At 68.0% G+C, this 26,294-nt stretch carries 27 protein-coding genes; 14 read left to right on the forward strand and 13 right to left on the reverse strand.

Annotation, left to right across the window (positions count from 1 at the left end; translation table 11 throughout):
* Positions 1-14 precede the first annotated feature (14 nt).
* Together K4043_RS13220 and ppk2 are read left to right on the forward strand one after the other, a co-directional pair.
* Entirely contained in the window at positions 15-1,724 is a 1,710-nt protein-coding gene (locus tag K4043_RS13220) for a tetratricopeptide repeat protein (protein ID WP_265309571.1), read from the forward strand.
* A gap of 51 nt (positions 1,725-1,775) precedes the next feature.
* Positions 1,776-2,555 carry a polyphosphate kinase 2 gene (ppk2, locus tag K4043_RS13225; protein WP_265309572.1) on the forward strand — a complete coding sequence of 260 codons (780 nt, stop codon included), beginning with the start codon at positions 1,776-1,778 and terminating at the stop codon, positions 2,553-2,555.
* A gap of 59 nt (positions 2,556-2,614) precedes the next feature.
* Here the strand turns inward: ppk2 and K4043_RS13230 are convergent, their stop codons facing one another.
* Both K4043_RS13230 and K4043_RS13235 read right to left on the reverse strand, forming a co-directional pair.
* Positions 2,615-3,178 (reverse strand): TlpA disulfide reductase family protein, encoded by a 564-nt coding sequence (locus tag K4043_RS13230; protein WP_123728430.1) that lies wholly within the window; start codon positions 3,176-3,178, stop codon positions 2,615-2,617.
* Complete coding sequence (locus K4043_RS13235) at positions 3,175-4,449, reverse strand: YihY family inner membrane protein (protein ID WP_123728429.1); 1,275 nt, start codon at positions 4,447-4,449, stop codon at positions 3,175-3,177. Before K4043_RS13235 ends, K4043_RS13230 begins: the two co-directional genes overlap by 4 nt.
* Positions 4,450-4,570: 121 nt before the next feature.
* On the opposite strand from K4043_RS13235, the gene wrbA reads away from it, so the two are divergent.
* The 3 genes from wrbA (at position 4,571) to K4043_RS13250 (ending at position 6,094) form a co-directional block, all read left to right on the forward strand.
* Positions 4,571-5,161: an NAD(P)H:quinone oxidoreductase gene (wrbA, locus tag K4043_RS13240; RefSeq protein WP_019186096.1), complete on the forward strand. Its 591-nt coding sequence runs from the start codon at positions 4,571-4,573 to the stop codon at positions 5,159-5,161.
* Positions 5,158-5,505 carry a DUF2069 domain-containing protein gene (locus tag K4043_RS13245; protein ID WP_123728428.1) on the forward strand — a complete coding sequence of 116 codons (348 nt, stop codon included), beginning with the start codon at positions 5,158-5,160 and terminating at the stop codon, positions 5,503-5,505. The genes wrbA and K4043_RS13245 overlap by 4 nt, the downstream gene beginning before the upstream one ends.
* Before the next feature lie 103 nt (positions 5,506-5,608).
* Complete coding sequence (locus K4043_RS13250; RefSeq protein ID WP_026070231.1) at positions 5,609-6,094, forward strand: asparaginase domain-containing protein; 486 nt, start codon at positions 5,609-5,611, stop codon at positions 6,092-6,094.
* Positions 6,095-6,160: 66 nt separating this feature from the next.
* Here the strand turns inward: K4043_RS13250 and K4043_RS13255 are convergent, their stop codons facing one another.
* The 3 genes from K4043_RS13255 to sufT all read right to left on the reverse strand — a co-directional run bounded on the left by K4043_RS13255 (position 6,161) and on the right by sufT (position 10,035).
* Positions 6,161-7,906: a S8 family peptidase gene (locus K4043_RS13255; RefSeq protein ID WP_184997001.1), complete on the reverse strand. Its 1,746-nt coding sequence runs from the start codon at positions 7,904-7,906 to the stop codon at positions 6,161-6,163.
* 422 nt (positions 7,907-8,328) lie between these two features.
* Positions 8,329-9,426 (reverse strand): branched-chain amino acid aminotransferase, encoded by a 1,098-nt coding sequence (locus K4043_RS13260; protein ID WP_265309573.1) that lies wholly within the window; start codon positions 9,424-9,426, stop codon positions 8,329-8,331.
* Between the two features lie 57 nt (positions 9,427-9,483).
* On the reverse strand, positions 9,484-10,035 hold the full coding sequence (sufT, locus tag K4043_RS13265) for a putative Fe-S cluster assembly protein SufT (protein ID WP_123728426.1): 552 nt from the start codon (positions 10,033-10,035) through the stop codon (positions 9,484-9,486).
* A gap of 118 nt (positions 10,036-10,153) precedes the next feature.
* Between sufT and K4043_RS13270 the strand changes: the two genes are divergently transcribed.
* Positions 10,154-10,573: a hypothetical protein gene (locus K4043_RS13270; RefSeq protein ID WP_265309574.1), complete on the forward strand. Its 420-nt coding sequence runs from the start codon at positions 10,154-10,156 to the stop codon at positions 10,571-10,573.
* A gap of 239 nt (positions 10,574-10,812) precedes the next feature.
* On the opposite strand, the gene K4043_RS13275 is transcribed toward K4043_RS13270, so the two are convergent.
* Positions 10,813-12,267, reverse strand: coding sequence for an NAD(P)(+) transhydrogenase (Re/Si-specific) subunit beta (locus K4043_RS13275; RefSeq protein ID WP_265309575.1), 1,455 nt, complete (start codon positions 12,265-12,267; stop codon positions 10,813-10,815).
* Positions 12,264-12,572 (reverse strand): NAD(P) transhydrogenase subunit alpha, encoded by a 309-nt coding sequence (locus tag K4043_RS13280; protein ID WP_019182396.1) that lies wholly within the window; start codon positions 12,570-12,572, stop codon positions 12,264-12,266. Before K4043_RS13280 ends, K4043_RS13275 begins: the two co-directional genes overlap by 4 nt.
* A 130-nt stretch (positions 12,573-12,702) precedes the next feature.
* On the opposite strand from K4043_RS13280, the gene K4043_RS13285 reads away from it, so the two are divergent.
* Genes K4043_RS13285 through K4043_RS13295 form a run of 3 tightly spaced genes read left to right on the forward strand, consistent with a single transcriptional unit; the run spans position 12,703 to position 14,041 of the window.
* The gene (locus K4043_RS13285; RefSeq protein ID WP_265309576.1) at positions 12,703-13,278 is read left to right on the forward strand and encodes an RNA polymerase sigma factor; all 576 of its coding nucleotides are present in this window, start codon (positions 12,703-12,705) and stop codon (positions 13,276-13,278) included.
* A gap of 20 nt (positions 13,279-13,298) precedes the next feature.
* Entirely contained in the window at positions 13,299-13,610 is a 312-nt protein-coding gene (locus tag K4043_RS13290) for a hypothetical protein (RefSeq protein WP_123728422.1), read from the forward strand.
* Complete coding sequence (locus K4043_RS13295) at positions 13,610-14,041, forward strand: DUF3106 domain-containing protein (RefSeq protein WP_265309577.1); 432 nt, start codon at positions 13,610-13,612, stop codon at positions 14,039-14,041. Before K4043_RS13290 ends, K4043_RS13295 begins: the two co-directional genes overlap by 1 nt.
* Before the next feature lie 50 nt (positions 14,042-14,091).
* Here K4043_RS13295 and K4043_RS13300 read toward each other — a convergent pair whose 3' ends face one another.
* Both K4043_RS13300 and K4043_RS13305 read right to left on the reverse strand, forming a co-directional pair.
* Positions 14,092-15,174: an NAD(P) transhydrogenase subunit alpha gene (locus K4043_RS13300; protein WP_265309578.1), complete on the reverse strand. Its 1,083-nt coding sequence runs from the start codon at positions 15,172-15,174 to the stop codon at positions 14,092-14,094.
* A gap of 71 nt (positions 15,175-15,245) precedes the next feature.
* Entirely contained in the window at positions 15,246-17,570 is a 2,325-nt protein-coding gene (locus tag K4043_RS13305) for a DUF1631 domain-containing protein (RefSeq protein ID WP_265309579.1), read from the reverse strand.
* Positions 17,571-17,901: 331 nt separating this feature from the next.
* Here K4043_RS13305 and K4043_RS13310 point away from each other — a divergent pair, with 331 nt between their 5' ends.
* From K4043_RS13310 to K4043_RS13325, 4 genes are read left to right on the forward strand one after another with little or no spacing between them, the layout of a single operon-like run.
* Positions 17,902-18,477 (forward strand): nitroreductase, encoded by a 576-nt coding sequence (locus K4043_RS13310; RefSeq protein WP_265309580.1) that lies wholly within the window; start codon positions 17,902-17,904, stop codon positions 18,475-18,477.
* 1 nt (position 18,478) lies between these two features.
* Positions 18,479-19,444 carry a 5'-3' exonuclease H3TH domain-containing protein gene (locus K4043_RS13315; protein WP_226956695.1) on the forward strand — a complete coding sequence of 322 codons (966 nt, stop codon included), beginning with the start codon at positions 18,479-18,481 and terminating at the stop codon, positions 19,442-19,444.
* Positions 19,441-19,992: an NUDIX hydrolase gene (locus tag K4043_RS13320; protein WP_265309581.1), complete on the forward strand. Its 552-nt coding sequence runs from the start codon at positions 19,441-19,443 to the stop codon at positions 19,990-19,992. The genes K4043_RS13315 and K4043_RS13320 overlap by 4 nt, the downstream gene beginning before the upstream one ends.
* Entirely contained in the window at positions 19,985-20,794 is an 810-nt protein-coding gene (locus K4043_RS13325) for an N-formylglutamate amidohydrolase (RefSeq protein ID WP_123728416.1), read from the forward strand. The genes K4043_RS13320 and K4043_RS13325 overlap by 8 nt, the downstream gene beginning before the upstream one ends.
* Here K4043_RS13325 and K4043_RS13330 read toward each other — a convergent pair.
* Both K4043_RS13330 and K4043_RS13335 read right to left on the reverse strand, forming a co-directional pair.
* The gene (locus K4043_RS13330) at positions 20,751-21,461 is read right to left on the reverse strand and encodes a hypothetical protein (RefSeq protein WP_265309582.1); all 711 of its coding nucleotides are present in this window, start codon (positions 21,459-21,461) and stop codon (positions 20,751-20,753) included. The two genes, K4043_RS13325 and K4043_RS13330, sit on opposite strands and share 44 nt — an antisense overlap.
* Before the next feature lie 4 nt (positions 21,462-21,465).
* The gene (locus tag K4043_RS13335; RefSeq protein ID WP_265309583.1) at positions 21,466-22,911 is read right to left on the reverse strand and encodes an MFS transporter; all 1,446 of its coding nucleotides are present in this window, start codon (positions 22,909-22,911) and stop codon (positions 21,466-21,468) included.
* A 110-nt stretch (positions 22,912-23,021) separates the two neighbouring features.
* Here K4043_RS13335 and K4043_RS13340 point away from each other — a divergent pair, with 110 nt between their 5' ends.
* On the forward strand, positions 23,022-23,909 hold the full coding sequence (locus K4043_RS13340) for a LysR family transcriptional regulator (RefSeq protein WP_265309584.1): 888 nt from the start codon (positions 23,022-23,024) through the stop codon (positions 23,907-23,909).
* Between the two features lie 89 nt (positions 23,910-23,998).
* On the opposite strand, the gene pip is transcribed toward K4043_RS13340, so the two are convergent.
* Together pip and prmC are read right to left on the reverse strand one after the other, a co-directional pair.
* Complete coding sequence (pip, locus tag K4043_RS13345; RefSeq protein WP_265309585.1) at positions 23,999-24,943, reverse strand: prolyl aminopeptidase; 945 nt, start codon at positions 24,941-24,943, stop codon at positions 23,999-24,001.
* A 102-nt stretch (positions 24,944-25,045) separates the two neighbouring features.
* Positions 25,046-25,894, reverse strand: coding sequence for a peptide chain release factor N(5)-glutamine methyltransferase (prmC, locus tag K4043_RS13350; protein WP_265309586.1), 849 nt, complete (start codon positions 25,892-25,894; stop codon positions 25,046-25,048).
* Between the last annotated feature and the right edge of the window lie 400 nt (positions 25,895-26,294).

The following is a 26,294-nucleotide window of genomic DNA, read 5'->3' on the forward strand; positions in this document are numbered from 1 at the left end:
GCGGGGCGGCAGCGATGAGTGCCGATCCGCAGCGCCTGCAGCTGCGCCAGGCGGTGCAGCGGCAACCGGCCGATTTCATTGCCTGGGTGATGCTGGCCGACGCGGAGCTGGAAGCCGGCGATGTGCGCGCCGGCGAACAGGCCGCCACCCGTGCGCTGCAGCTGCGCGGCGACCATCCCGAGGCCCTGGCCCGGCTGGGTCGCGCGCGCTGGATGCAAGGCCGCCATGGCGAGGCCGCCACACTGCTGCGGCAGGCGGCGGATCGCGCGCCCCAGCACCCCGGCATCACTCTGTGGCTCGGCCACGCTCTGGAAGACGCGGGGCAGCCCGAGGCGGCGGCGGATGCGTATCGCCATGCGCACCGTCTTCTGCCGGGCGAGCCCTACATCGCTGCGCAGCTGCTCAACTGGCAGCGCCGGCTGTGCGATTGGCGGGATCTGGAGCGATTGTCGGCGCTGGTGCGCCAGGCCGTCGCGCAGGGCCAGGCGGTGGTCGAGCCGTTCGCCTTCCTCAGCGAAGACAGCAGCGCCGCCGAGCAGTTGGCCTGTGCGCGGCAGCGTGCAGCGGCGCTGGCCGAGGGCATCGCGCGGTTGCCGCCGGCCACGGTGCGCGCGCACGGCACGCTGCGGGTCGGCTTCCTCTCCAACGGCTTCGGCGCGCACCCCACCGGCCTGCTGACCGTCGCCCTGTTCGAACAGCTGCGCGCGCTGAGCACGCTGGACCTGCATCTGTTCGCGCTCAGCGCGGACGACGGCAGCAGCATCCGTCAGCGTCTGCAGCAGGCCGCCCACACCTTGCACGATGTCAGCGCGCAGCCGCATCAGGTGATCGCCCGGCGCATCCGCGAGGCCGGCATCGACGTGCTGTTCGATCTGCGCGGCTGGGGCGGTGGCGGCACCCCGCAGGTGCTGGCGATGCGCCCGGCCCCGGTGCAGATCAACTGGCTGGCCTACCCGGGCACCTCCGGCGCGCCGTGGATCGATCATGTACTGGCCGATGCCTTCGTGCTGCCCGACGCACTGGCACCGGCGTTCAGTGAGAACGTGCGGCGCCTGCCGCGCGCGTTCCAGCCCTCGGACAACACCCGCGTGCTGGAACCGGCGCCCCCGCGCGAGGACTGCGGCCTGCCCGCGCAGGGCGTGGTGCTGTGCTGCTTCAACAACAGCTACAAGCTCAATCTGCGCAGCATGCAGCGGCTGTTCGCGGTGCTGCACGGCGTGCCCGGCAGCTTGCTGTGGCTGCTCTCCGGCCCGGGCAACGCCGATGCACGGCTGCGCAGCGCGGCACGCCAGGCGCAGCTGGATCCGGCGCGCCTGGTGTTCATGCCACGCCTGCCGCACCCGCAGTACCTGGCGCGTTACCAGCACGCCGACCTGTTCCTGGACACGCACCCGTACAACGCCCACACCACCGCCTCCGATGCGCTGTGGGCCGGCTGCCCGGTGCTGACCTGCCCCGGCGCGACGTTCGCCTCACGCGTGGCCGGCAGCCTGAACCACCACCTGGGCATGCACGCGTTCAACGTGGCCGATGACGCGGCGTTCGTGGCTACCGCCATCCAGCTCGGCAACGACCCGGCTGCATTGCAGGCCGCGCGCGCCACCCTGGCGCAACGGCGTGAGGACAGCGGCCTGTTCGACATGGCCGGTTTCGCGCGCGACATCACCGAGGTGATCGAAACGCTCGCGCGCGAACGCGGCTGGCAGGGCCCACACATCGCCTGAGCATCGGCTGCGCTAGGCTCGGGCTTCCCTGTGAATCACCGAGGCACGCCGATGGGCAAGCTCAAGCGCAAGGACTACCAGGCCCTGCTGGAACCAATGCAACTGGAACTGGCGGCGATGGCGCGCTGGGTGCAGCACACCGGGCAGCGCGTGCTGGTGCTGTTCGAAGGCCGCGATACCGCGGGCAAGGGCGGTGTGATCCAGGCGATCGCCGAGCATCTCAATCCGCGCCAATGCAAAGTCGTCGCGCTGCCGAAGCCGACCGACCGCGAAAGCACACAGTGGTATTTCCAACGCTATGTCTCGCACCTGCCGGCGGCGGGCGAGATCGTGCTGATGGACCGCAGCTGGTACAACCGCGCGGGCGTCGAGCATGTGATGGGCTACTGCACCGAGGCGCAGTACCGCAGCTTCCTGGCGCAGACGCCGGTGTTCGAGAAGCTGCTGATCGACGATGGCATCGTGCTGTTCAAGTACTGGCTCAGCGTGGACCAGGCACAACAGGAAAAGCGATTTGCCGAGCGCCACCTCGATCCGCTCAAAGGCTGGAAGCTGTCGCCGGTGGACCTGAAATCACGCAGCAAGTACAGCGCTTATACCGAGAGCCGCGAAGCGATGCTGCGCGCGACACATAACGATGATGCCCCGTGGACGCTGGTGGACTTCAACGACCAGAAGCGCGGGCGGCTGGGCCTGATCCGCAACCTGCTCGATCGCCTGCCCGACACCCGCGTGGACGAACCGGTGCTGGCGCTGCCGCCGTTGAAGGGCAAGCTGCACAAGGAGCACTTCGGGGTATTGAAGCCGATCGAACCCTTCGTCACCACGTAGATCCACCGCGCGCAGCGCGGCAACGGCGTGCCGGTCATGAACCGGCACGCCCGTCAGACTCAGCCTTCCTTGATCCGCGCTTCGATGTCATGCGCGGTGACCGGGCCAAGGAACTCCTTGGCGACCTTGCCATCCGGCGCGATCAGGTAGGTCATCGGCAGGCCGCGCGGGATCGCGAAGTCTTCCGGCGGGTTGTACGTATCCACGATCACGATCGGATAGGTGACCGGACGCTTCTCCAGGAAGGCCTTCATCTCGGCCGGTTCGATGTCCTCGAAGGCCAGCCCGACCACCTCGATCTCATTGCGCATCGCGTGCAGCGCGGAGAGCTCGGGCATTTCCTTGCGGCACGGGGCGCACCAGGTCGCCCAGAAGTTCACCACCACCCACTTGCCGCGGTGCGCGGCCAGGTCGTAGTCGGTGCCATCCAGCGCCTTGGCTTTGAGCGTCGGCTGTTCGACGGTCTTGCGTTCGGTGGCCGGCACGGCTTCGGTCGGCGGCGCGGCGGGCTCGTTGATCGGGGCCGGGGCGGCAGGCGCAGTGGCCTCGCTCTGTGCGGCGGGCTTGTTGCAGGCGGCCAGCGTGAGCAGGCCCAGGGCCAGCAGCAGGGGCTTGGCGGTCATGGTTTGTCTCCGGGGGTCGAGTAGATGTCGCTGACGCGGCGTTTGAGCAGTTCGCGCAGCGGCAGGCGCAAGGTGTCCAGCGCGGCCACCGAGGCCGTGCCCAGGCTGTCGTCGCGATACGGCAGGTAGGCTTCCTTGATCGGGATCCGCATCTGCGTGGTCTCGTACAGGTCGGCCAGGGTGAGTTTGTCCAGGTCGCGCGCGAGTAGCCATTCGCCCTGCTCGTCGCGGCGCACCACGCGGATCGCTTCCAGGTCGCAGAGCAGCGTCTGCAGCAGCGAATCGGTCAGCATCGGCTCCAACCGCAGGATTTCATCGTCATCCAGGCTGCGGCCATCGGCACGGGCCTGGTGGAAGCGACCGATCAAGCGCAGCAGGCCATAGATTTCATACCCCACCGGCAGGCGCAGGTCGGCCGGCTGGTACCGGAACGCGGCGATCGAGGAGGCGAGCGATGCGCCGAGCAGCACCGAGACCCAGCACAGGTAGATCCACAGCAGCAGGATCGGCACGAAGGCAACCGTGCCGTAAAGCTTCTGGTAGGACTGGAAGCTGCCCAGGTAAGCACCCATGCCCCACTTCACCAGCTCCAGCATGATCGCGGCCAGGATCGCGCCGGGGACGGCATGGCGCCACTTGACCGTGTGGTGCGGCACTACGCGGTAGACCAGCATGATGCAGACGAACTCGATCAGGATCGGCGCGACCGTCAGTGAGACGTTGGCCAGCCAGCGACCTTCGCTGGTGCCGAACAGCGGCAGCGCGAACACCCGCGCCGAGACCGCCAGCGAGGCCGCGGCGAGCATCGCGCCGAGGGTGAGCACGGTCCAGTACACCAGGAAGCGGGTCAGCTTGGGCCGCGTCGAACTCACCCGCCAGATCTGGTTGAAGGTTTCCTCCACGCTGTTGAGCGTGATCAGCAGCGACACCACCAGCGCGATGAAGCCGGCGGCGGTCAGCTGCCCGGCACTGGCCGAGAACTGTCGCAGGTAGCCTTCGGCGGCGCGCGCGGCGTTGGGCACGAAGTTGGAGAACACGTAATCGCTGAGGGTATCGCTCCAGCGGTCGAACACCGGGAACGCCGAGAGCACCCCGAACACCACGATGGCCAGCGGCACCAGCGCGAACACCGTGGTGTAGGCCAGCGAGGCGGCCGCCTGGAACAGGCGGTCATCCAGGAAGCGCCGCCACAGGAAGCGGCCGAAGCTGATCGTGCGCGCACGGTCCCGGACGCGTTCGATCCACAGGTTGATCGTATCGAGAGGTTCCATCGGCGCAAGGGTACCCGATGACGGGTGTGGGGCATGCACGCCCGCTCACAGTGACCGGCCTCGCCCTGAGCGGGCTGCGTTGCCATACTGCCGGCATCGGACGCAATGAGATGAAAGCGAAATGGCGGAGATCCTGGTGCTGTACTACAGCCGTGGCGGTTCAGTGGCACGGCTTGCCCGCCAGATTGCGCGCGGCATCGGCGAGGTGCCGGGCATGAGCGCGCGGCTGCGCACGGTACCCCCGGTGGCGGCGGTGACGCAGACCGCGCTGCCGCCGGTGCCCGAGGACGGCGCACCCTATGTGAGCGTGGCCGACCTGGCCGAATGCACCGGGCTGCTGCTGGGCAGCCCGACCCGCTTCGGCAACATGGCCGCGCCGGTGAAGCACTTCCTGGACGGATTGGGTGCGGAATGGGTCAACGGCACCCTGGCCGGCAAGCCGGCGGGCGTGTTCACCTCGACAGCCTCGCTGCACGGTGGGCAGGAATCGACGCTGTTGTCGATGCAGGTGCCGCTGCTGCACCACGGCTGCCTGATCGTCGGCATTCCCTTCACCGAGCCGGCGCTGAGCCACACCACCACCGGCGGCACGCCGTATGGCGCCAGCCACGTGGCCGGCGCGGACGACAACCCGGTGCCGAGCGAGGATGAGAGCATCCTGGCCCGCGCGTTGGGGCGCAGGGTGGCCGATATCGCGCGGCGGTTGGCGTGAGCACGCGCGCCCAGGAAATCGTCCTAGCGCTGCTGCTGGTGGCGCTGGCGGTGCTGTTCGCGGTCTGGTTCGCGCAGGACAAGCATTGGCTGGCCACCCAGTTGGTGTTCACGCTGCCGCCGCTGCTGCTGGCGCTGGGCGTGCTGGTGCGGCGTGGCAAGGCGATGTTCTGGGCTGGCGTGCTGGCCCTGTTCTGGTTCAGCCACGGGGTGATGAGCGCCTGGAGCCACCCGGAGGTGGCGCTGTGGGGCTGGCTCGAGCTGGGGCTGGCCTTGGCCGTGATCGGAGTCGCCAGCACGCCGGGGCTGCGCCGGCGCTTCGGCCGCAGGACAACGGCTGGCTGACCGTCCGGCGTCCCGAGCCTGCATCGGGCGGGCGGCAGCCGTATCATCTACGGGTCGGCGCGGCGGTTCCGTGCCCTTCTGTCTGGTACCCAGGATGCTTGCAATGGAAGAACTACTGATCATCACCACCGGTGGCACGATCGACAAGATCTACTTCGACGACAAGTCGGACTATCAGATCGGTGATCCGCAGATCGGGATGATCCTGCGCGAGCTGGGCGTGACCTTCCGTTTCAATGTGATCCCGATCCTGCGCAAGGATTCGCTGCACATCACCGACGAGGACCGTGAGTTGATCCGGGCCACGATCGCCGCCCAGCCGACGCGGCATGTGCTGGTGACGCACGGCACCGATTCGATGGTGCAGACCGGCCAGGTGCTGAAGTCGATCACCGACAAGACGATCGTGATGACCGGTGCGTTGAGCCCGGCGCGCTTCCGCGGCTCGGATGCGGAGTTCAACATCGGGTGTGCGATCGGTGCGGTGCAGTCGTTGCCGAGCGGTGTGTACATTGCGATGAACGGCCGGATCTGGAATCCGGAACAGGTGCGCAAGAACGTGGCGGCGAACCGGTTCGAAGCTGCGTAATCACTGTTGATTGAACGAACGCCCCGGCATGCCGGGGCGTTCTGCGTTGGTGCGATGGGACCGCGATCAGTACTGCGCGGTGAGGCTCAGGCCGGAGAAGGTCGAGTAGGCCTTGACCCGTACGTGCCAGGTGCCGGCCGCCGGTGAGGTGATCGTGCAGGTCTCGTTGTTGCCGCTCAGGTAGGGGCGGCAGGTGTAGACGGTGTCGGTCGGGGCGCTGCCGGAGCGGACGTAGAGATCGGCATCGCCACTGCCGCCGGCGATGGTGACCTTCAGCTGGCTGCGGCCGGACGGCACGGTCACGGTGTAGGCCAGCGAGGCACCGCTGGCGGCGCCGAGGCCGGTGACCGGGACGTTGTTCTGCAGCACGTTACCGGTGCCCGGGTTCGGATTGGTCCCGCCCAGGGCGGCCGTCACCGCCGCGTCGGCATCGACGATGCCCGCGCCGCAACCGCCGGAGCAGGCGCCCGGCAACGGCCGTGCGGTGCTCTTGAGCAGGCTCTCGATGGCGGCCGGGCTCAGGGCGGTAGGGGCAACGGACTGGATCAGCGCGACCACGCCGGCCACGTGCGGCGCCGCCATCGAGGTGCCGTTGTAGGAGGCATACGATGCGGTGCCCGGAACCGTGGTGCCACTGTTGAGCGTGGAGAGAATCCCCTGCCCCGGGGCCGAGATGTCGATGCCGGTGCCGTAGTTGGAGAAGCTGGCGCGGGCACCGGCCGAGGTGGTCGCGGCAACGGCGATGACGTTGGCGCAGTTGGCTGGCACCGAAGAGGACACGTTGGTGTTGCTGTTGCCGGCAGCGACGACCACGGTGGTGCCGCGCGAGACGGCGCCGTTGATGGCGGTCTGGTAGGTGGTGGAGCAGCTGCCACCGCCGCCGAGCGACATGTTGATCACTTCGGCGGGGTTGGCATTGGCCGGGACGCCGCTGACGGTACCGCCGGAAGCCCAGACGATCGCATCGGCGATGTCGGAGGTGTAGCCGCCGCACTTGCCGAGCACGCGCACCGGGACGACCTTCGCATTGAACGCGGTGCCGGCCACGCCGCTGCTGTTGTTGGTCACCGCCGCAACAGTGCCGGCCACATGCGTGCCGTGCCAGCTGGAATTGGAGGCCGGAATGCCCGCGCCACACTCGTTGGCGGCGTACCAGTCGCCTTCGTCGTTGGGGTTGTTGTCGCGGCCACCGCCGTCGCGCGCCATCGCCGCGTCGCTGATGAAGTCATAGCCGGGCAGGATGTTGGCGTTGAGGTCCGGATGGTTGGTGATGCCGGTGTCGATCACCGCCACCACCACGCCGGTACCGGTGGCCTTGTCCCAGGCCGGGCGTACGTTGATCGAGGCGTTGCTGGTGCCGAAGCCCCACTGCTCGGAAAAGCGGGTGTCGTTGGGCACCAGGGTGGCCTGCATCAGCTGATCGACTTCAACGTATTCCACGCCCGGGTCGGCCGCCAGGCGGCGCATCAGCAGTTCGGCTTCGGCGCGGTCCAGCGGCCGGTCGGCCTTGACCACGGTCGGGCCGATCGCCAGCTGGCGCAGCTTCTGCAGCCCCAGCGCACGGCCCTGGGCCGCCGGCACGGCCGCGGCGGCGGCCTTCAGCGAACTGGCCAGCGCGGTCGGCGTTGCGACCTCGGTACTGCCATCCTTGTACTTCACGATGAAGCGCTGGTGGGTCGGCGCCGAGGACAGGCCGCTCAACTGCACATCACCGGCGAACGCCGGGGTGGCCAGCAGCAGGGTCGACAGAACAGAGGCGCCCAGTACAACCAATGCACGGTGACGCAAACGGTGTTGCGAGACATGAGACATCGGATTTCCCTTTCAGACAGTGAATGCCGTCGTCGCGGCAGAGAATCCAGGTCCGATCCGGGGGCTGCTGAAAGCGATGGCGCGGATCGGGCCCGGTGAGTGGATCGGTTCCCCTGACATCAAACCGCCCACACCGACGCTAGTGGCTCACCGCACGATCAACAATGTTTCAGCTGCACTTCAGTGACATGAAATGTCGGATTTGAGACTTTCTGTGTCGAGGGTTTGTGAAAGTGAAGGCGCACGAGCCGTTTTGAACAGTCCAATTGCGTCAACGAATGTCCGAAATGGCTGTCACTGTCCACGGGGCCAGGACAACGCTTGCGCATCAATGGCTTGCGAGGTTGCCACCGCAGGACAGGCAACAAAAAACCCGCCTGTCACCAGGCGGGTTTCTTTGGTTCCCTTCGGCTCGGCAGGAATCAGGCGTCCAGGCGGACCAGCCAGCCGTGACGGTCCGGCAGGCGACCGTACTGGATGTCGGTCAGTTCCTTGCGCAGGGACATCGTCACTTCGCCGGCCGGCGCGTTGATGTCACCCACCGAGAAGCCTTCGCCCTTGAGCTGGCCGATCGGGGTGACCACCGCAGCGGTACCGCAGGCGAACGCTTCCACGATATCGCCGGAGGTCACGCCGTCCTTCCACTCCTCGAGGGTGACCTTGCGCTCTTCGACCTTCATGCCGCGGTCGCGGGCCAGCTGCAGGATGCTCTCGCGGGTGATGCCTTCCAGGATGCTGCCCGACAGCGACGGGGTCACCAGGGTGCCGTCCTTGTAGACCAGGAACACGTTCATGCCGCCCAGTTCTTCCAGGTACTTGCCTTCCACCGGATCCAGGAACAGCACCTGCGAGCAGCCCTGCGCCTGCGCCTTCTGCTGCGGCAGCAGCGAAGCGGCGTAGTTGCCACCGCACTTGGCCGCGCCGGTGCCGCCCTTGCCTGCACGTGCGTAGTCGGTGGACAGCCAGATCGACACCGGCGCCACACCCTTGGCGAAGTACGGACCGGCCGGGCTGGCGATCACGTAGTAGCCGGCCTTGTGCGCCCCGCGCACGCCGAGGAAGGCTTCATCGCCGATCATGAAGGGACGGAAGTACAGGCTGGATTCGTCAGCCGACGGCACCCAGCTGGCGTCCACCGCAATCATCTGCTTGAGCGATTCGACGAAGATGTCCACCGGCAGTTCCGGCAGTGCCAGGCGCTGGGCCGAACGCTGGAGGCGGCGGCCGTTGGCCTCCGGACGGAAGGTCCAGATCGAGCCGTCGGCGTGACGGTAGGCCTTGATGCCTTCGAAGATTTCCTGACCGTAATGCAGCACCGCGGCGGCCGGATCCAGCTGCAGCGGGCCGTACGGGCGTACCACGGCATCGTGCCAGCCGGTGTCCTTGTCCCAACGCACTTCCACCATGTGATCGGTGAAGTGCAGACCAAAACCGGGGGCGGCCAGGATGCGTTCACGCTCCTCGCTGCTGCGCGGCTGGGCGGAACGGGTGGTGTTGAAGCTCACGGAAGACTGGGACACCGGATATTTCCTGTTCTGGTTACGGGGAACGCCGTGACGCCGGCTGGCGATGGGCGGTTACAGCATGCCGGTTTCGAGCCGGGCGGCCTCGGACATCATGTGGCGGCCCCACGGCGGGTCGAACACCAGCTCGACGTCGGCCTGCGCCACCGTCGGGATCATTTCCAGCTTGCTGCGCACGTCATCGACCAGGATCTCGCCCATGCCGCAGCCGGGGGCGGTCAGGGTCATCTTGATCTCGACCTCGCGCTGGCCGTCATCCAGGTGCTTGAGGTCCACTTCATAGACCAGGCCCAGATCGACGATGTTGAACGGGATTTCCGGATCGAAACAGGTGCGCAGCTGCTGCCACACCAGTTTTTCGACCTCCTCGTCGGAGGCATCGGCGGGCAGTTCCAGCGCCGGGGGCGCTTCCTTGCCGATGGCATCGCCATCCTTGCCGGCGATGCGGAACAGATTGCCTTCGACAAAGACGGTATAGCTGCCACCCAGGGCCTGGGTGATATAGCCATAGCTGCCAGCGGGCAGCGTGACCGTTTCGCCCTGCGGGACCATGACGGCCTCGCAGTCGCGTTCGAAGTGGACAGGTTCACTGCTACGGGAATACATGTGGATCGATATGGGGGTCGCGGCCAATTCCCGCAAGGCGACCATTTTAGCCCAGTGGCCGCCCACGCGCCGGTCACCGCGCAAGCCGGTATCCTGTGGGGACTTACAGGAAGATTGCATGTCGCCCACGTCCGTGCCTGTCCGGAGCCGTCACTGGCTCTGGCCCCCGATGTTGCTGCTTGGTGTCGTCACGGCCGTGCTGGCCTGGTTGTTCATCGCCCTGCTGACCGGCCGCCAGGCCGGCTGGATGGCGGTTGTGGCGGCGTTGGAGATCGCCTTCATGCTGCGTCTGGGCACCCTGCGCGCCGGTACCACCCGGGTGGTGCTGACCCTGCTGGCCACCGTGCTGGTGGCGCTGGCAGCCAACTGGGGGATCGCTTCGGCCTACCTCGGCGGCTCGATGGGACTCACCCCGTGGGAATCAGCGTTGCGCATGGGGCCCTATCTGGCCTGGACCCTGAGCGGCCTGGCCAACGGCGCGGTCGAATGGCTGTGGCTGGGCGTGGGGCTGGTCGTGGGTTGGTGGGTGGCGAAGTAACTGCCCTGCATGCGCGCTGTCGCCGCGTGGCGTTGCATGCATCGGTAGTGCCGGACGCTGGCCGGCGCCTCATGGCGTTGGAACCGATCGCACGGCATTCACGCATCACGCTGAGCCGGCCAGCGGCCGGCACTACCGCAGGTCCGGTGTCGCCGTAGATCCGGTTTCGGTCGGATGCCGCCGTAATTTCGGTGCTGCTGTAGGTCACGACCGTTGGTCGTGACCATTGCATCCGCCCCTCAATGCCCGCCGTCGAGCGCCTTCAGCTCGCTGACCAGCGCGCTCGCCGCACCCGCACCATCGCCGTACAGCATGCGGGCGTTATCGGCGTAGAACAGCGCATTCTCGATCCCGGCAAAGCCGGTGCCCTTGCCGCGCTTGATCACCACTACGTTGCGCGCGTTGACCACGTCCAGGATCGGCATGCCATAGATCGGGCTGGCCGGGTCCGTGCGCGCGACCGGGTTGACCACGTCGTTGGCGCCGATCACCAGCACCACGTCGGTGTTGGGGAATTCCGGGTTGATGTCGTCCATGTCGGCGATCAGGTCGTAGGGCACGCCCGCTTCGGCCAGCAGCACGTTCATGTGCCCTGGCATGCGCCCGGCCACCGGGTGGATCGCGAACTTCACCTTGATGCCGCGATCGATCAGGCGCTGCGCCAGCTCCCACACCTTGTGCTGGGCCTGGGCCACGGCCATGCCGTAACCGGGCACGATCACCACGCGCTCGGCGAAGGCCAGCATCGCAGCGACGTCGCTGGCCTCGATCGGCTTCTGCGCGCCGCTGATCTCCTGCGCCACACCGCCGCCACCGAAGTTGGAAAACAGCACGCCGCTGATCGGGCGGTTCATCGCCTTGGCCATCAGGCGTGTGAGCAGGATGCCCGCTGCGCCGACCATCATGCCGGCGATGATCAGCGCCTCGTTGCCGAGCACGTAGCCCTCGAAAGCCACGGCCAGGCCGGTGAACGCGTTGTACAGCGAGATCACCACCGGCATGTCCGCGCCGCCGATCGGCAGCGTCATCAGCACGCCCAACGCGAGCGCGACCACGAAGAAGCTGATGATCGCCACCGGGCTCAAGGTGACCGCCGCCCAGATCCCCAGCACCACCATCGCCAGCGCGACCAGCAGGTTGAACACCTGCTGCCCCGGGAAGGTGACGCGGCGGTCGAGCCGACCATCGAGTTTGGCCCAGGCGATGATCGAGCCGGACAGCGAGACCGCGCCGATCGCCGAACCGATCACGGCCAGCGCCAGCACGGTGGAGGACGGCTGGCGTGCGGCGAGATCGGCCAGTGCCTGCTCGCTCCAGTGGGTGGTATCGCGGTTGGTCAGGAACGAGAAACGCAGCAGTTCGACCGCACCGATCGCCGCCGCCGAGCCGCCGCCCATGCCGTTGTAGAGCGCCACCATCTGCGGCATGTCAGTGATCGCCACGCGCTTGGCCGACCACCACGCCACGCCCGTGCCGATCGCCACCGCCGCCAGGATCAGCGGGATGTTGTGCAGCTCGGGCAGGAAGAACGTCGCCACCGTGGCGATCAGCATGCCCAGCCCGGCCCAGCGGATGCCGCTGCGCGCGGTCATCGGCGAGGCCATGCGCTGCAGGCCGAGCAGGAACAGGGTGGCGGCAACCAGATAGCTCACCTGGACCAGCCACTGCAGCAGTTGCGCGGTGGTCACGTTCAAGGCGCCTTCTCCCCGGCGTCGCGCTTGGCGCTGGGCTTGAACATGTCGAGCATGCGTTCGGTCACCACGTAGCCGCCGGCCGCGTTGCCCGCGCCGAGCACCACCGCGATGAACCCGATGATCTTCTCCAGCGGGGTCTGTGCGTGTCCCAGCACCACCATCGCCCCGATCAGCACGATGCCGTGGATGAAGTTGGAGCCGGACATCAAAGGGGTATGCAGGATCACCGGCACCCGCGAAATGATCACGTGGCCGGCAATGGCGGCCAGCATGAAGATATACAACGCCACGAACCCGTCGCTCATTGCAGTCACTCTCCCAGGCGGTCATCCCGTCCCCTGCATCATAACCATGCGCTGAACCAATCGGGCAGGCCGGTCAACCGCGCCCGCCCTGGGGCGTTCTCACGGTATCCCCCTGCCGGACCGCTACCCTGTGCTGGTGAGCTCTCCCCTACCGTCGACGGATGCCGACCTGCCCGCCCCTGCCGAGGTGGTGCTGCCGGTGTCGCTGGATGCGTTCCTGGCCGGTATCGGCCCGCGCGCGTTCCGCTTCGCCGAGGCCGGCCTGCGCCAGCGCGACGACGCGCTGGATGCGGTGCAGGACAGCATGTTGAAGATGCTCGGTTACCGCGACAAACCCGCCGCCGAGTGGGCACCGCTGTTCTGGAGCATCCTGCGCCGCCGCGTCGTGGATCTGCAGCGCCGCCGTGGCTTCCGCCTGAAGTTCTGGCGCAGCAGCGACGAGGCCGGTGGCGACCATGACATCGACTGGGCCGACCACGCGCCCGGCCCGGCCCAGGCCCATGAGCAGCGCGATCAGTACGCACAACTGGTGCAGGCGCTGCGGGAGTTGCCTGCGCGCCAGCGCGAGGCCTTCACCCTGCGCGTGCTGCAGGACCTGGACGGTGCCACCACGGCCAAGGCCATGGGCTGCAGCGAAGGCGCGGTCAAAACCCATCTTTCGCGCGCCCGCCAGGCGCTGCAGCAGTCTTTGGAGATCGCCCTGTGAACCGCCCCCTGCCCCCTTCGATGCATGACGATGCCGCCCTGCGGCAGCTGCATGCGCAGGCGCTGGATACGCTCTCGCCGGCCACGCTGGCGCGGTTGCGCAGCGCGCGTCATGGCGCCTCGACCGCCAAGCGGCATGCGCCGTCCTGGTGGATGGCCACGGCCTGTTCGGCGGTGGTCGCGCTCGCGTTGGGCTACAGTTTCCTCCTCGGCGAATCGACCGCCCCGCCGGCACCGGTCGTGGCGAACGCGGCCGATGACGGCAGCGACGTTCTCGACGAAAATCCCGATCTGTATGTGTGGCTGGGCAGTACCGACCTGGCAATGGAGTGATGATGAAACTGCGACTGTCCCTGGGGCTGGTGTTGCTGACGCTGAGTGCGGCCGGCTGGGCGCAGACCGCCCCGCTGCCGGACTGGGACACACTCAGCCCGCAGCAGCGCGAAGCGTTGATCGCGCCCGTGCGTGACCGCTGGAACGATGCGCCGGCGCCGCAACGCGAGCGCATGCTCCAGCACGGCCAGCGCTGGCTGACGATGACCCCGGAACAGCGCGCGCAGGCGCACCGGGGCCGCCACCGTTTCGAGAACATGACGCCCGAACAGCGCGAACAGGCGCGCGCACTGTTTGGTCAGATGCGCAGCATGACCCCGGAGCAGCGGCAGGCGCTGCGCGACCGCTGGGCGCGGATGACCCCGGATGAACGCAAGGCCTGGCTCAAAGCCAACCCTGCGCCGACGCCGCCACCGCCGCCGAAGCGCTGAGCCGCTAACGGGGACGGAGGGGATTATTAACCACCTCCGTCCCTGTTATTTCAGGCGGCGACCCAGCGGGTTCTGGCGAGCAGTTCGTCGTCCCAGTCGAAGGTGACCGCGCCGTCTTTCAGGAACAGCGCGACGAAGTTGTAGACGTTGCGGGCATACATCTCGCTGGCATGCACTGCGCCCTGGCTGGCCAGGTTGAGCGGACCATCGATGAGCACGCCGTCCAGATCCACTACCTCGCCCGGTTGCGTGGCTTCGCAGTTGCCGCCGGTTTCGGCGGCGAGATCGACGATCACGCTGCCCGGCTTCATGCCACGCGCCATCGCGGTACTGACGATTTTCGGCGCGGGCCGCCCGGGCACCGCGGCGGTGCAGATCACCACGTCCACGGTGCGCAGGTGCTCGCCGAGGCGACGCTGCTGCTCGGCACGTTCCTCATCGGTCAGCGGCCGCGCGTAGCCGCCTTCGCCGACCGCGCTCACGCCCAGATCCAGGAATTTGGCGCCCAGCGATTCAATCTGTTCGCGGGTTTCCGGGCGCACATCGAAGCCTTCCACCTGCGCGCCGAGACGGCGGGCGGTCGCAATCGCCTGCAGGCCGGCCACACCGGCACCGACCACCAGCACCTTGGAAGGACGGATCGTGCCGGCAGCGGTGGTGAGCATCGGGAAGAAGCGCGGCGCGCGCTGGGCCGCGATCAGGGTCGCCTTGTAACCGGCCATGCCCGCCTGCGAACTGAGCACGTCCATCGACTGCGCGCGCGTGGTGCGCGGCAGACGTTCCAGCGGGAACGCCTGCAGGCCACGTGACTGGATCAGGCCCGCACGTTCGGCGTCGGCCTGCGGGTGCAGCATGCCGATCAGGCTGGCACCGGATTTCAGCCGGGCCAGGCGCTCATTGGACGGGGGCTGCACGCACAGCACGAGATCGGCCTGGCCCAGGCGGGCGTCATCGGCTGTCTGGGCGCCCACGTCCTGATAGGCCGCATCGGGGAAGCCCGCCGCCACCCCGGCACCGGGCTCGAATGCGACGCTCGCCCCCAGCGCGATCAACTTGCGCGCCGTTTCCGGCGTCATCGCCACGCGCCGTTCCCCTGGCGCCTGTTCCTTTACCACCAACACCTCGACAGCCATGCCTGTCCCCGACGATCAGCGGATTGTGGGCTGATCGTAACCTGATCGTCAGGCCAGGGTGGCCCCCGGGGTCAATGCACGGTGGCGTTCTTGGTATCCAGGCGATCGATCACGCCCTGCATGGCACTGTCGAAGGCGCCATCGTCGATATGCGCGCGCAGGCGCCCCAGGCGCACCATCACGGCCAGTTCTTCCGGCGAGGCGACGCAGAACCGTACCCCGCGCCGGTTGACGAACAGCAGGCGCTGGGAAATCGGGCTCACCCAGGACAGCTTGCCCGCCTGGACCTTGCCGTCCTTGTCGACGAAATCCAGCCAGCTGCCGATTTCCAGGCCGCGGAAGCGGTCGGCATCGGCATTGTCGAAATCGCTGACATCCACCTTGCTGCCCAGCTCCACCGCCGCCGATTCCTGCGCCGGTGGCGAGGGCAGCGCGACCTGCGGCAGTTCGGGCAGCGCGCGTTCCAGTTCGGGGCGCGATTCGGCGATGCCCTGCAGGGTATCGTGCAGCGCATCGATGGCACTGGTGGCCGCGTCGGCATGCACACCGACGCTGGCAAAGACCTTGCGCAGCGCGGGGTGCCAAGCCTGCAGCCACGGCTTGCCGACGATATGCCGGCGCGCCTCGGCCACTTCATCCAGCATGCCATCGGCCAGGCTCAGTGCCTCACCGACCGAGGCGCCATCTTCGCCTTCGCGCAGCACGGTCAGGGTCAGATGGTGCTGCCAGGGCTGGCGCAGGAATTCACCGATCGCCTGCGGCAAGGTGGTGTCGCCAATCCGCCGGTCCAGTTCGGTACTGGCGCGCTGGCGCGCCATTTCGAGCTTTTCCTGGCCGCGCTGGGTCTCGGCGGCACGGCGCTCGGCGATCTCGATACGGCGCCGGTGCTGGGTCAGGAACTCGCGGAATTCTTCTTCCAGGGTCAGGAAGATCGCCAGGTTCTCGTTGAACTCGGCCACCAGGCGCTCGATGATCTCCTCGACCTTGCCCATCAGCACGCGCTCGGCCTGGCTCTCGCCGGTGTTGCCTTCGCAGGCCTCGGCCAGCGAGTTGAGCAGCTTGCGCGCCGGGTGGGTCTTCTGCACGAACATGCGGCGGTCGAGCATGGCGACTTTGACGAAGGGCACCACCAGCCGGCCGATCAGCTCGCGCGAGCGGCCCTCCAGGTCGCGCTCATCCAGCATCACATCGAACAGCATGCCGACCAGATCGATCGCGTCTTCGTCCTGCGGGTCCAGCCGCGCCTGCGCGGGATCGACCCCGAGCCGGGTCGCGCCGGACAGCACTTCGCTCTTCAGCCGTTGCGCCAGCGACTCACCGTCTTCACCGATCGCCGCGCGCAGGGTCGCACTGGGCGTGGCCTGCAGCAGCGACAGCACGGACATCATTTCGCGCTGGCTCAGCGGGCGCTGCTGGCCGACCGCGACGCTGGCCGCCGACGTGGCGTCTTCGCGCACATGGCGGGTCTGCTGCAGCAGTTCGTGCAGGGCATCGAGAAGCATGCCCTGGTTGCCGCCGAGGCTGTCTCCCGCATCGCCGGACAGGTCCTGATGACCGGTCTGGGCACCCTGAAGGCGGCCGCGGCTCTCGGCCCAGCGATCGGCGAAGCGGCGGGCCCAGGCCGGTGCCTGGCCCTCCTCGGCAGTGCCGCCCAACGCGGTGTCGGCATCGAAACCGTCAACCCCGGCCTCGCGCTCGGCGCGCGGCGGGGGCGACGATGCGCGCGGCGGTGGCCGCCGCGCGGCCATCTGCGGCATCACGCCCGCAGCGGCCAGTTGTTCATCCAGGTTCTCGTAGCGCTTGCCGATCGGCTGCTGCAGATCGCGCTCGCACAGCTTGATCAGCACCAGACGCACTTCCGGTGCCAGTTCACAATCGGCGAAGGCCTCGTGGATGGCCACGCCGATATGCTCGGGGCTGATCGGATTGGTATCGGCGTTGAGCTCGACACCACCGGCGATCGCGCCCAGGCGGCGGTCAAGCCGCGACAGCACGGGCTTGAAGTCACGCAGCAGCACGGTGGCGAAGTTGCGCACCGCCAGGCGGGATTCCAGCACGTGTTCAGGAACCAGGCTGAGGCCATCCTCGATCTGACCGGCCAAGGTGGCTTCGGCCGACAGCGGGTCGCCCCGCTCCAGCGCCTCCCAGCCCTGCTCCAGGTGAGCGCGGAACCCGGCCACGATGTCGTCCCGGCGGCGGCGCAGTTCGCGCATGCCATCCAGGAACAGCAACTGCGACGCGCCGGCAGTGCCGGCACGGTCGAACAGCACGTCGTCGAAGCGCGCCAGCACCGTCGAGAACGACTCGATCAGTCCAGGCAACACGGCCTCACGGGCCATCTTCAACAACGCCGGGTCACGGCCCGGGTGCCCCCCTACATTGGGCGTGGCGATCATGCGAGAAGGCTCCCCACCTTCACAGGTACTGAGTAGAACATGGATACAACGAACGTCGACGCACCCCATGCGCCCGCGTTCGGAGGATAGGCCGGCCGACCGGTCAGAGACAGTGAAACAGTCGACACGTTAGACCTCATTACCGGTGACCCGGCAGGCCTTGTATCGTAAGCGCAGCAGGACGTGGAAGCGAGTACAGCCACGTGAAGGAAGTCCGCTGATTAGGTGATGTTCATCACGCTTTGTCGCAAATTGCACCGAGATCGCCCAAGACCGTGTCACAAACACGGACGACTATAATCGGGGCATCGTGAAGCCTGATTGAGAGACCATGTCCGTTCCCCCCGCGCTGCATGCCCTGGACGCCCGCCGTTCGGTCCCCGCCAAGCAACTGGGCGACCCCGGTCCGGATCCGGACACCCTGCTGCGGATGCTCACCTCCGCCGTGCGTGTGCCCGACCACGGCAAACTGGTGCCGTACCGCTTCCTGCGGATCGCTGGCGATGCGCGTCACAGTCTGGGCACGTTCCTGGCCGAGCGCGCCGTCCAGCGCGACCCCCAGGTGTCGGCCGCCCAGCTGGACAAGGATCGCCAACGGTTCTCCCATGCCCCGCTGATCATCACCGTCATCGCCAGCCCGCGCCCGAACCCCAAGGTGCCCGAGGCGGAGCAGTTGATGACCGCCGGCTGCGTCTGCTTCGCCCTGCTGCAGGCGGCGCAGGCGTTTGGCTTCGGCGCGCAGTGGCTGACCGCCTGGATGGCCTTCGACCCGGCCGTGCACGCCCACCTGGGCCTGGCCGAGGGCGAGCAGATCGCCGGCTTCATCCATATCGGCACGCCGAAGACCGCCGTTCCCGAACGCGAGCGCCCGGACCCGGTCGCGCTGCTGCAGGACTGGGAGGGCTGAGATGTCCGCCCTTCCCGCCGGCCCCGGCATGGCGCCCCCGCCGCTGCGTGCGCCGCTGTACCTGGTCGACGCCAGTCTGTACGTGTTCCGCGCGTGGCACTCGATGCCCGATGAGTTCCAGGATCAGCAGGGCTGGCCGACCAATGCCGTGCACGGCTTCGCGCGCTTCCTGCTCGACCTGCTCGAGCGCGAACGCCCCGCCAACATCGCCATCGCCTTCGATGAAGCCCTGGACAGCTGCTTCCGGCATCGGATCTACGCGGCCTACAAGGCCAACCGCGACCCCGCGCCCGACGCGCTGCGCCGCCAGTTCGCCCACTGCAAGGCGCTGTGCACCGCGCTTGGCCTGGCCGTGCTGGCCCACCATGAGTACGAGGCCGATGACCTGATCGGCAGCGCCCTGCATGCACGCCGGGATGCCGGCATGCGCGGGGTGATCATCTCCGCCGACAAGGACCTCTCGCAGCTGCTGTTCGAGCATGACGAGCAGTGGGATTACGCGCGCAACCAGCGCTGGGGGATGGCCGGGGTCAAGGCCCGCCACGGCGTGCATGCGCACCAGATCGCCGATTACCTGGCGCTGTGCGGTGATGCGGTCGACAACATCCCCGGGGTGACCGGGGTCGGGGCCAAATCCGCCGCGGTGCTGCTGGCCCATTTCGGCAGCCTGGACGTGCTGTACGAGCGCCTGGATGAAGTGCCTTTCCTGCGCCTGCGCGGTGCGGCGCAGATGGCGGTGCGCCTGCGTGAGCAGCGCGAGCATGCGCTGCTGTGGCGCCAGCTGACCACCATCGCGCTGGATGCGCCGCTGGACGGCGCCGCCGTGGATTTCAGCCGGGGCGTGGCCGATGCACAGATGCTGCAGGGCCTGTGCGATGCACTGCGGTTCGGGCCGTTGACCCGGCGCCGCCTGTTCACCGCCGCCGGCCTGTCCGATTCCTCTTCCGTTGCCAGTGAGTTCGCATGAGCCCCAATACGCAAGCCCCGAAGGTCGTTTTTGAAGGCAAGTACCAGCGCATGGTCGTGCGCGGCACGTGGGAGTACAGCGAGCGCACCCACGCCGGCGGCCTGGCCGCGATCATCATCGCGGTCACCCCGGATGACACCGTGCTGTTCGTCGAACAGTTCCGCGTGCCGCTGCAAGCCAGGACCATCGAAATGCCGGCCGGCCTGGTCGGCGACATCGATGCCGGCGAGTCGATCGAGGTCTCGGCCGTGCGCGAACTGGAGGAAGAAACCGGCTGGACCGCCGATCACGCCGAGGTGCTGATGATCGGTCCGACCTCCTCCGGGGCCAGCAGCGAAAAGATCGCCTTCGTACGTGCCACCGGCCTGCGCAAGGTCGGTGAGGGCGGCGGCGATGCCAGCGAAGACATCACCGTGCACGAGATTCCGCGCACCCGCGCCGCCGCGTGGCTGGTCGAGAAGATGGGCCAGGGCTATGAACTGGACGCCAAGCTGTGGGCCGGCCTGTGGATGATCGAACACCATCTGGACGGCACCCCGCGTGGCTGATGCGTTCGCTCCTCCGCACACCGGGGCATCACTGCTGGGCCCGGCCGACCCCGCGCCGTTCACCGTGCATCAGGCGCAGGGCCGCTCGTCGTTTGTGCTGATCGCCGACCACGCCGGTCAGCGGGTGCCGGCGGCATTGGCCGACCTTGGCCTGCCGCAGCGCGAACGGGACCGCCACATCGGCTGGGACATCGGCATCGCCGGCGTCACGCTTGAACTGGCGCGCCTGCTCGATGCGTGGGCGATCACGCAGACCTACTCGCGACTGGTGATCGACTGCAACCGGCCGTTGACCTCGCCCACGCTGATGCCGGCGGTCAGCGACCTCACCGTGGTTCCCGGCAACCAGCACCTGTCACCGCTGCAGCGTCAGCAGCGGATCGAGGCGATCCATGCGCCCTACCATGCGCGCATCGATGCCGAGCTGGACACGCGCCAGGCGCAGGCCCGGCCGACGTTGCTGGTGATGATGCACAGCTTCACCCCGGTGATGAACGACGCTGTGCGGCCTTGGCATGCCGGCGTGCTGTACCACCGGGACACGCGCTTTGCGCTTCCGCTCCTGCAGGCGCTGCGCGAAGAAGGTGACCTGGTGGTGGGCGACAACCAGCCCTACGCGGTCAGCAGCACCAGCGACTATGCCGTGCCGGTGCATGGCGAAGGCCGCGGGCTGGTACACGTGGAGCTGGAGATCCGCCAGGACCTGATTGCCGATGCCGCCGGCCAGCAGGCCTGGGCGCAGCGGCTGGCGCGCATCTTCACCGCCCTGCAGCCGCAGCTGGAGGCAGTGCCAGCGGCATGAGGCGTACTGTCGCAGGCGCATCCATCCACGGAAACGCACGGTATCCCCGCATCTCCAGCGTGATGCCGGCCGCCTGGAAGTCCGCCGCAATGGCTGCGGCACGCGGGCGCTCCAGGTCGCGACCGAGTTCCACCGGCAGCTCACGGCACAACGCCAACGCCCGGCCCACCGGGACATCCAGCACCGCTGCAACGAGGCGGGCAGCGTCCTTCACCTTCGATGCCGGGCACTGCACCAGCGCCACGTCGAACGCGGCGAAAATCCCACGCCCCACGCCCAGCGCACGCGCGGCCTGTCGCGCCTCGGCCGTCGCCTCGCCCAGGGCTTCATCGATGCCCGCCACCTGCGCGAACGCGTCGTACTCGCTGTAGTACGCCAGCGCCTGCGCGTAGTCCTCCAGCGTGGACAACGGACACTGGCGCTTCTGCACGTCCAGCACATCGGCGAAGGTGGCGGCCTCCAGATACGTGCTCAGCGCATGCTGGGCAGCGAACGCCTCCACGCTGGGGTCGTCATGCTCAGCGTCATGGTCGGACAACCAGAACCGCGCATCACGTTCGTCGCCGTCGGTGGCATAGACCCAGCCATACCGGTCCCACACGTCCCGATCGTTGCTGCATCCGGCGATCGCCTCAAGCGCCTGGCTAAGGGTGAGCAGGTCGGTCATCGCCTCACCCTTCATTCGCGCACACCGGCGCTGCGGCCGCAGCGTCTTCCTGGGGCCGCAGCCACAGCGCGACGCCCACACCCAGCAGCGCGAACAGGGCCGCGCCGTACTGCGCATGGATCATGCCCTGCAGGGCCGCCTCACTGCTGGCGGCGGCGCTGCCGCGACCGGCGTTGGCCAGCATCACCAGCAACGCCAGACCCAGCGCGCCGCCAATCTGTTGTGCGGTGGCAGCCATGCCCGAGGCCACACCCTGCTGCGCGGCGGGCACGCCCTGCCCGGCCACGATCCACATCGCCGTCCAGGTGATGCCCTGGCCGAGGCTGAGCACCACGATGCCCGGCAGCAGCGCCCAGTAGGTCGCGCCGTACGGCAGCGCGACGGCGACCGCGGCGATGCCGATCGCGCCGGCCAGCATGCCCACCGTCAGCACCTGACGCGGCGAACGCTGCGCGAGCATGCGCTCGGCGATGCGGATGCCGAACGTGCATACCAGGGTCGGCGGCAGGAACGCCAGACCCGCCTGCAGCGCGCTCCAGCCGTAGCCATCCTGGTAGTACAGCGCCAGGAAGTAGTACTGCACGCCGTAGCTGCTCATGAACAGCAGGGTCAGCAGCATCGCCGCACGCAGGCTGCGCAGGCGCAGCAGCGAGAACTGCATCAGCGGGTCGCGGCTGCGGCGTTCGATCTGCACGAAGGCGGCCAGCATCACTGCCGACACGACCAGACAGATCAGCGTGCGTGGCGCCAGCCAGCCCCATTCCGGGCCCTGCACCAGGGTGGTCACCAGCAGGCTGCCGCCGAGGGTCACGGTGACGCAGCCAGCCAGATCGAACGAGCGGCCCGCCAGCGGCGCAGGATCGCGCGGCAGCCACCAGCCGCCCAGCAGCGCGCAGCCGCCGGCGAACGGCACGATCACCAGCAGCACCGAGGCCCAGCCGAAGCTCTGGGTCAGCACGCCGCCGAGCAGCGTGCCCAAGGCCAGGCCACCGGCGCTGGCCATCGACCAGATCGCCAGCGCGCGATTGCGTGGCGTGCCTTCGGCGTAGATCGTGTTGATCAGCGCCAGCGTGGCCGGGAACAGCAACGCCGCGCCGATGCCCTGCACCGCGCGGGCCGCGATCAGCAGCCACGCACTGTTGCTGAAACCACCGACCAGCGAGGCCAACGCGAACAGCGCCATGCCCAGCCGATAGACCCGGCGGCGACCCAGCAGATCGGCCGCACGGCCGCCCAGCAGCAGGCACCCGCCGAACGCCACGGTGTAGCCGCTGACGATCCACTGCAGCTGCTGGGCATTGATGCGCAGCTGCGCGCCCATCTCGTGCAGAGCGACGAAGATGATCGTGGAGTCCAGCGCAATGATCAGCTGGGCGGTGGCCAGCAGGGCCAGGGCCAGGCGTGGAAATGCGGGCGCCGGCGCGCCAGCGGGGGACAGGGGGGAGGTCATGCCGACTCGGTACTGCGTAAGAAGGTGGGCAGTCTCATTGATGACGCTGCAGAAATAAACCCGGATACTTTGATATCTGTCATGCATATCCGCATGAATCGGAGCGTTCCATGGACCTCAACGCTGTGCGCATGCTGGTGCAGGTGGCCGAAGCACGCAGCTTCACCGTAGCCGCCGGCCAGCTGGGGATCAGCCAATCCGGTCTGTCACGGGCGATCAGCCGGCTGGAGAGCGCCCTGGGGGTGCGGCTGCTCCACCGCAACACCCGCAACGTCAGCCTGACCCCGGATGGCCGCCAGTTCGTCGAGCACTGCGCGCCGCTGCTGAGCGGGCTGGAGGATGCCGAGCGCCGCCTGGGCGATCGCCCCTCCACGCCGTCGGGCGTGTTGAAGCTGACGGCGCCCTCGATGTTCGGGCGCAAGGTGCTGGTGCCGCTGGCCGGGCAGTTGATGGCGGCGCATCCGCAGCTGCAGTTCGAGCTGGTGCTCAACGACCGGCTGGTCGATCTGGTCGAAGAAGGCTTCGATGCCGCACTGCGCACCGGGCCGATCAGCGACGTGCGCATGGTGGCGCGCCCCCTGCGGCCGTTGCACTGGGTCACGGTCGCCTCCCCCGCCTACATCGTGCAGCACGGGGAACCGGCGACGGTGAATGCGCTGCACGATCACGCCTGCCTGGCGGTGCGCAATCTGCGCAGCGGGCGGCTGGTGGATTGGCAGTTCCGCGAGGCCGAGGGCCAGCTGCGCGAGTTCACGCCACCGGCGCGGATGGTGTTCGACAGCGGCGACCCGTTGGTGGAAGGGGCGCTGGCCGGGATCGGCATCGTGCAGGTCATGGATTTCGCGGTCGCCGACGCGCTGGCTGACGGGCGGCTGCAGCGGGTGCTGCAGCCCTTCGAGGGCCGCAGCCGGGTGCTGTCGCTGGTCTACCCGCCTTCGCGGCAGGCTTCGCCGAAGCTGCAGGTGTTGGCGGAGGCGCTGCTGGGCGGGGATTGGTAACCCGCCGCATCACGACCAACGGTCGTGATCTACCGCGCGACGTCAGGGGGTAGCACGGTAGGTGCCGACCGTTGGTCGGCACGCCTCCCTCAACCCGCGAAACGATCCGTCGCCCGCACCAGCGCGTCGACATTCTCCGCTTCGAAGGCGGAGTGGCCCGAGGCCGGGCTGATCTCCAGCGTCGACTTCGGCCACGCCTTGTGCAGCTCCCACGCGCTCTGCAGCGGGCAGACCACGTCGTAGCGGCCGTGCACGATCACGCCCGGGATATCGGCGATGCGGTGCGCGTCGCGCAGCAGCTGTTCTTCCACCTCGAAGAAGCCACCGTTGACGAAGTAGTGGTTCTCGATGCGGGCGAAGGCCAGCGCGAACTGCGGGTCCTGATGGCTGTTCACGAAGTCGTCGTCCACGTGCAGGAAGCTGGTCGCGCCTTCCCACACGCTCCACGCCTTGGCTGCGGCCAGGCGGGTGGCTTCATCGTCGCTGGTCAGGCGGCGGTGGAAGGCCGAGATCAGGTCGTGGCGCTCCACGGCCGGGATCGGCTTGAGGTAGTGCTCCCACGCATCCGGGAACAGGCGGTTGGCGCCTTCCTGGTAGAACCACTCCAGCTCCCAGCGGCGCAGCATGAAGATGCCGCGCAGCACCAGCTCGGTCACGCGCTGCGGGTGGGTCTGCGCGTAGGCCAGCGCCAGGGTCGAGCCCCAGCTGCCGCCGAACACCTGCCAGCGGTCCACCGTGAGGTGCTCACGCAGTTTCTCGATATCGGCGACCAGGTCCCAGGTAGTGTTGTCGACCAGGTCCGCGTGCGGCGTGGAACGGCCGGCACCGCGCTGGTCGAACAGGATGATCCGGTACTTGGCCGGGTCGTGGAACTGGCGCATTTTGTCGCTGCAGCCGCCGCCCGGGCCACCGTGCAGCATCACCACCGGCTTGCCGTCGGGATTGCCGCACTGCTCGAAGTACAGCGTGTGGCGGTCATCGACCTTCAGGGTGCCGACGTCGTAAGGGGTGATGGCGGGATACAGCGTACGCATGACAGAAACTCCATGTGGAATGACAGTCGCCGCATCACGCTGCGCGGCGGCCCGGTGGACAGGTCATTCTAGCCTCGGGGTCAGCGCTGGGATGGCATGCCGTCAGGCCGGCAGACAGCCCAGGCTCACCCGGTCGCGCTGTTCCAGATCGTGCTCGGTGGCGACCGACTGGAAACCGGCGTCCCGCAGCAGCGCGCGGATCGCCTCGCCCTGGTCCCAGCCGTGTTCGATCAGCAGCCAGCCGCCGGGAAGCAGGTGTGCTGCTGCACCGGCGATGATCAGCCGGATGTCGTCCAGCCCATCAAGACCGGAGGCCAGCGCGGTGGCCGGCTCGAAACGCAGGTCACCCTGCACCAGGTGCGGGTCGTTGCTGGCGATGTACGGTGGATTGGTGGCGATCAGATCGAAGCGCTCGCCTGCCAGCGGTGCGTACCACGCGCCCTGCCGGAAGCGGACATTGCCCAGTGCGTGGCCCTGCGCGTTGCGCGCGGCGACCGCCAGGGCTGCCTCGCTGAGGTCGGTCGCCACTACCTGCGCCTGCGGCCGTTCGCTGGCCAGCGCGAGCGCGATCGCGCCACTGCCGGTGCCAAGGTCGGCGACCCGCAGCGTGGTGTCTTCGGGCAACCGTGCCAGCGCCAGCTCGACCAGCAGCTCGGTCTCCGGGCGCGGAATCAGGGTGGCCGGGCTGACCTCCAGATCCAGGGTCCAGAAGCCGCGGCGGCCCAGCAGGTACGCCACCGGCTCACCGGCCACGCGTTTGGCCAGCAGCGCCTCGAAGGCCGCCACCTGCGCCGGCTCGACCGGATCGGTGGCATGCGCGAACAGCCAGCTGCGCTCGCGTTCCAGCACCTGCAGCAGCAGCAGTTCGGCCTCATGGCGGCCGTCCACGCCGGGCAGGCGGGTGGCGGCATCGGCGAGCAACTGGCGGACGTCTGGCGGGGCGGCGGTCATGGCGGGGCGGAGCAGCGGCAGGGGCCGCAGTGTAGTGCACGCCACCGCCAGGATCGGTCGGGAAAAAACGGCCTTCCACGCCCCCCGCGCGATTGAATCCGCCCATCACAAGTCACATCTACATTTTCGATCGCTATCGATTTCCCCCGGATTTCACCGAACGCCGGCGCGGTAGGTGCCTTCAGCGTTCAGGTTGCCCGCTGCCCGGATAAGCGCAGGCTATTGAGCCGATCACCGCCGCAGGCGCTCCGGTCACTGCGCTGCAACGGTTCTGACGGATCTGGCGATCACCATTCATCGCAGGATCAGACCATATTGATAGTCTTTGACTATCGTATAGATGCAATCAATGGATTGTCCTTATGGGAACGGAGCCGCTAACCTGTGTTGGTCGCTTCAC

The organism is Stenotrophomonas sp. SRS1, from assembly GCF_026130205.1.
Taxonomy (GTDB): domain Bacteria; phylum Pseudomonadota; class Gammaproteobacteria; order Xanthomonadales; family Xanthomonadaceae; genus Stenotrophomonas; species Stenotrophomonas rhizophila_B.

Bases quoted from the DNA above. Each gene is read 5' to 3' on its own strand.
- K4043_RS13305 (WP_265309579.1), bottom strand. From the start codon at position 17,570: ATGATCGCCACGCCCAATGTAGGGGGGCACCCGGGCCGTGACCCGGCG.
- K4043_RS13340 (WP_265309584.1), top strand. From the start codon at position 23,022: ATGGACCTCAACGCTGTGCGCATGCTGGTGCAGGTGGCCGAAGCACGC.
- pip (WP_265309585.1), bottom strand. From the start codon at position 24,943: ATGCGTACGCTGTATCCCGCCATCACCCCTTACGACGTCGGCACCCTG.
- sufT (WP_123728426.1), bottom strand. From the start codon at position 10,035: ATGTATTCCCGTAGCAGTGAACCTGTCCACTTCGAACGCGACTGCGAG.
- K4043_RS13320 (WP_265309581.1), top strand. From the start codon at position 19,441: ATGAGCCCCAATACGCAAGCCCCGAAGGTCGTTTTTGAAGGCAAGTAC.
- K4043_RS13235 (WP_123728429.1), bottom strand. From the start codon at position 4,449: ATGGAACCTCTCGATACGATCAACCTGTGGATCGAACGCGTCCGGGAC.
- K4043_RS13270 (WP_265309574.1), top strand. From the start codon at position 10,154: ATGTCGCCCACGTCCGTGCCTGTCCGGAGCCGTCACTGGCTCTGGCCC.
- ppk2 (WP_265309572.1), top strand. From the start codon at position 1,776: ATGGGCAAGCTCAAGCGCAAGGACTACCAGGCCCTGCTGGAACCAATG.
- K4043_RS13295 (WP_265309577.1), top strand. From the start codon at position 13,610: ATGATGAAACTGCGACTGTCCCTGGGGCTGGTGTTGCTGACGCTGAGT.
- K4043_RS13330 (WP_265309582.1), bottom strand. From the start codon at position 21,461: ATGACCGACCTGCTCACCCTTAGCCAGGCGCTTGAGGCGATCGCCGGA.
- K4043_RS13220 (WP_265309571.1), top strand. From the start codon at position 15: ATGAGTGCCGATCCGCAGCGCCTGCAGCTGCGCCAGGCGGTGCAGCGG.
- K4043_RS13280 (WP_019182396.1), bottom strand. From the start codon at position 12,572: ATGAGCGACGGGTTCGTGGCGTTGTATATCTTCATGCTGGCCGCCATT.
- K4043_RS13290 (WP_123728422.1), top strand. From the start codon at position 13,299: ATGCATGACGATGCCGCCCTGCGGCAGCTGCATGCGCAGGCGCTGGAT.
- K4043_RS13335 (WP_265309583.1), bottom strand. From the start codon at position 22,911: ATGACCTCCCCCCTGTCCCCCGCTGGCGCGCCGGCGCCCGCATTTCCA.
- K4043_RS13300 (WP_265309578.1), bottom strand. From the start codon at position 15,174: ATGGCTGTCGAGGTGTTGGTGGTAAAGGAACAGGCGCCAGGGGAACGG.
- wrbA (WP_019186096.1), top strand. From the start codon at position 4,571: ATGGCGGAGATCCTGGTGCTGTACTACAGCCGTGGCGGTTCAGTGGCA.
- K4043_RS13310 (WP_265309580.1), top strand. From the start codon at position 17,902: ATGTCCGTTCCCCCCGCGCTGCATGCCCTGGACGCCCGCCGTTCGGTC.
- K4043_RS13255 (WP_184997001.1), bottom strand. From the start codon at position 7,906: ATGTCTCATGTCTCGCAACACCGTTTGCGTCACCGTGCATTGGTTGTA.
- K4043_RS13230 (WP_123728430.1), bottom strand. From the start codon at position 3,178: ATGACCGCCAAGCCCCTGCTGCTGGCCCTGGGCCTGCTCACGCTGGCC.
- prmC (WP_265309586.1), bottom strand. From the start codon at position 25,894: ATGACCGCCGCCCCGCCAGACGTCCGCCAGTTGCTCGCCGATGCCGCC.
- K4043_RS13250 (WP_026070231.1), top strand. From the start codon at position 5,609: ATGGAAGAACTACTGATCATCACCACCGGTGGCACGATCGACAAGATC.
- K4043_RS13315 (WP_226956695.1), top strand. From the start codon at position 18,479: ATGTCCGCCCTTCCCGCCGGCCCCGGCATGGCGCCCCCGCCGCTGCGT.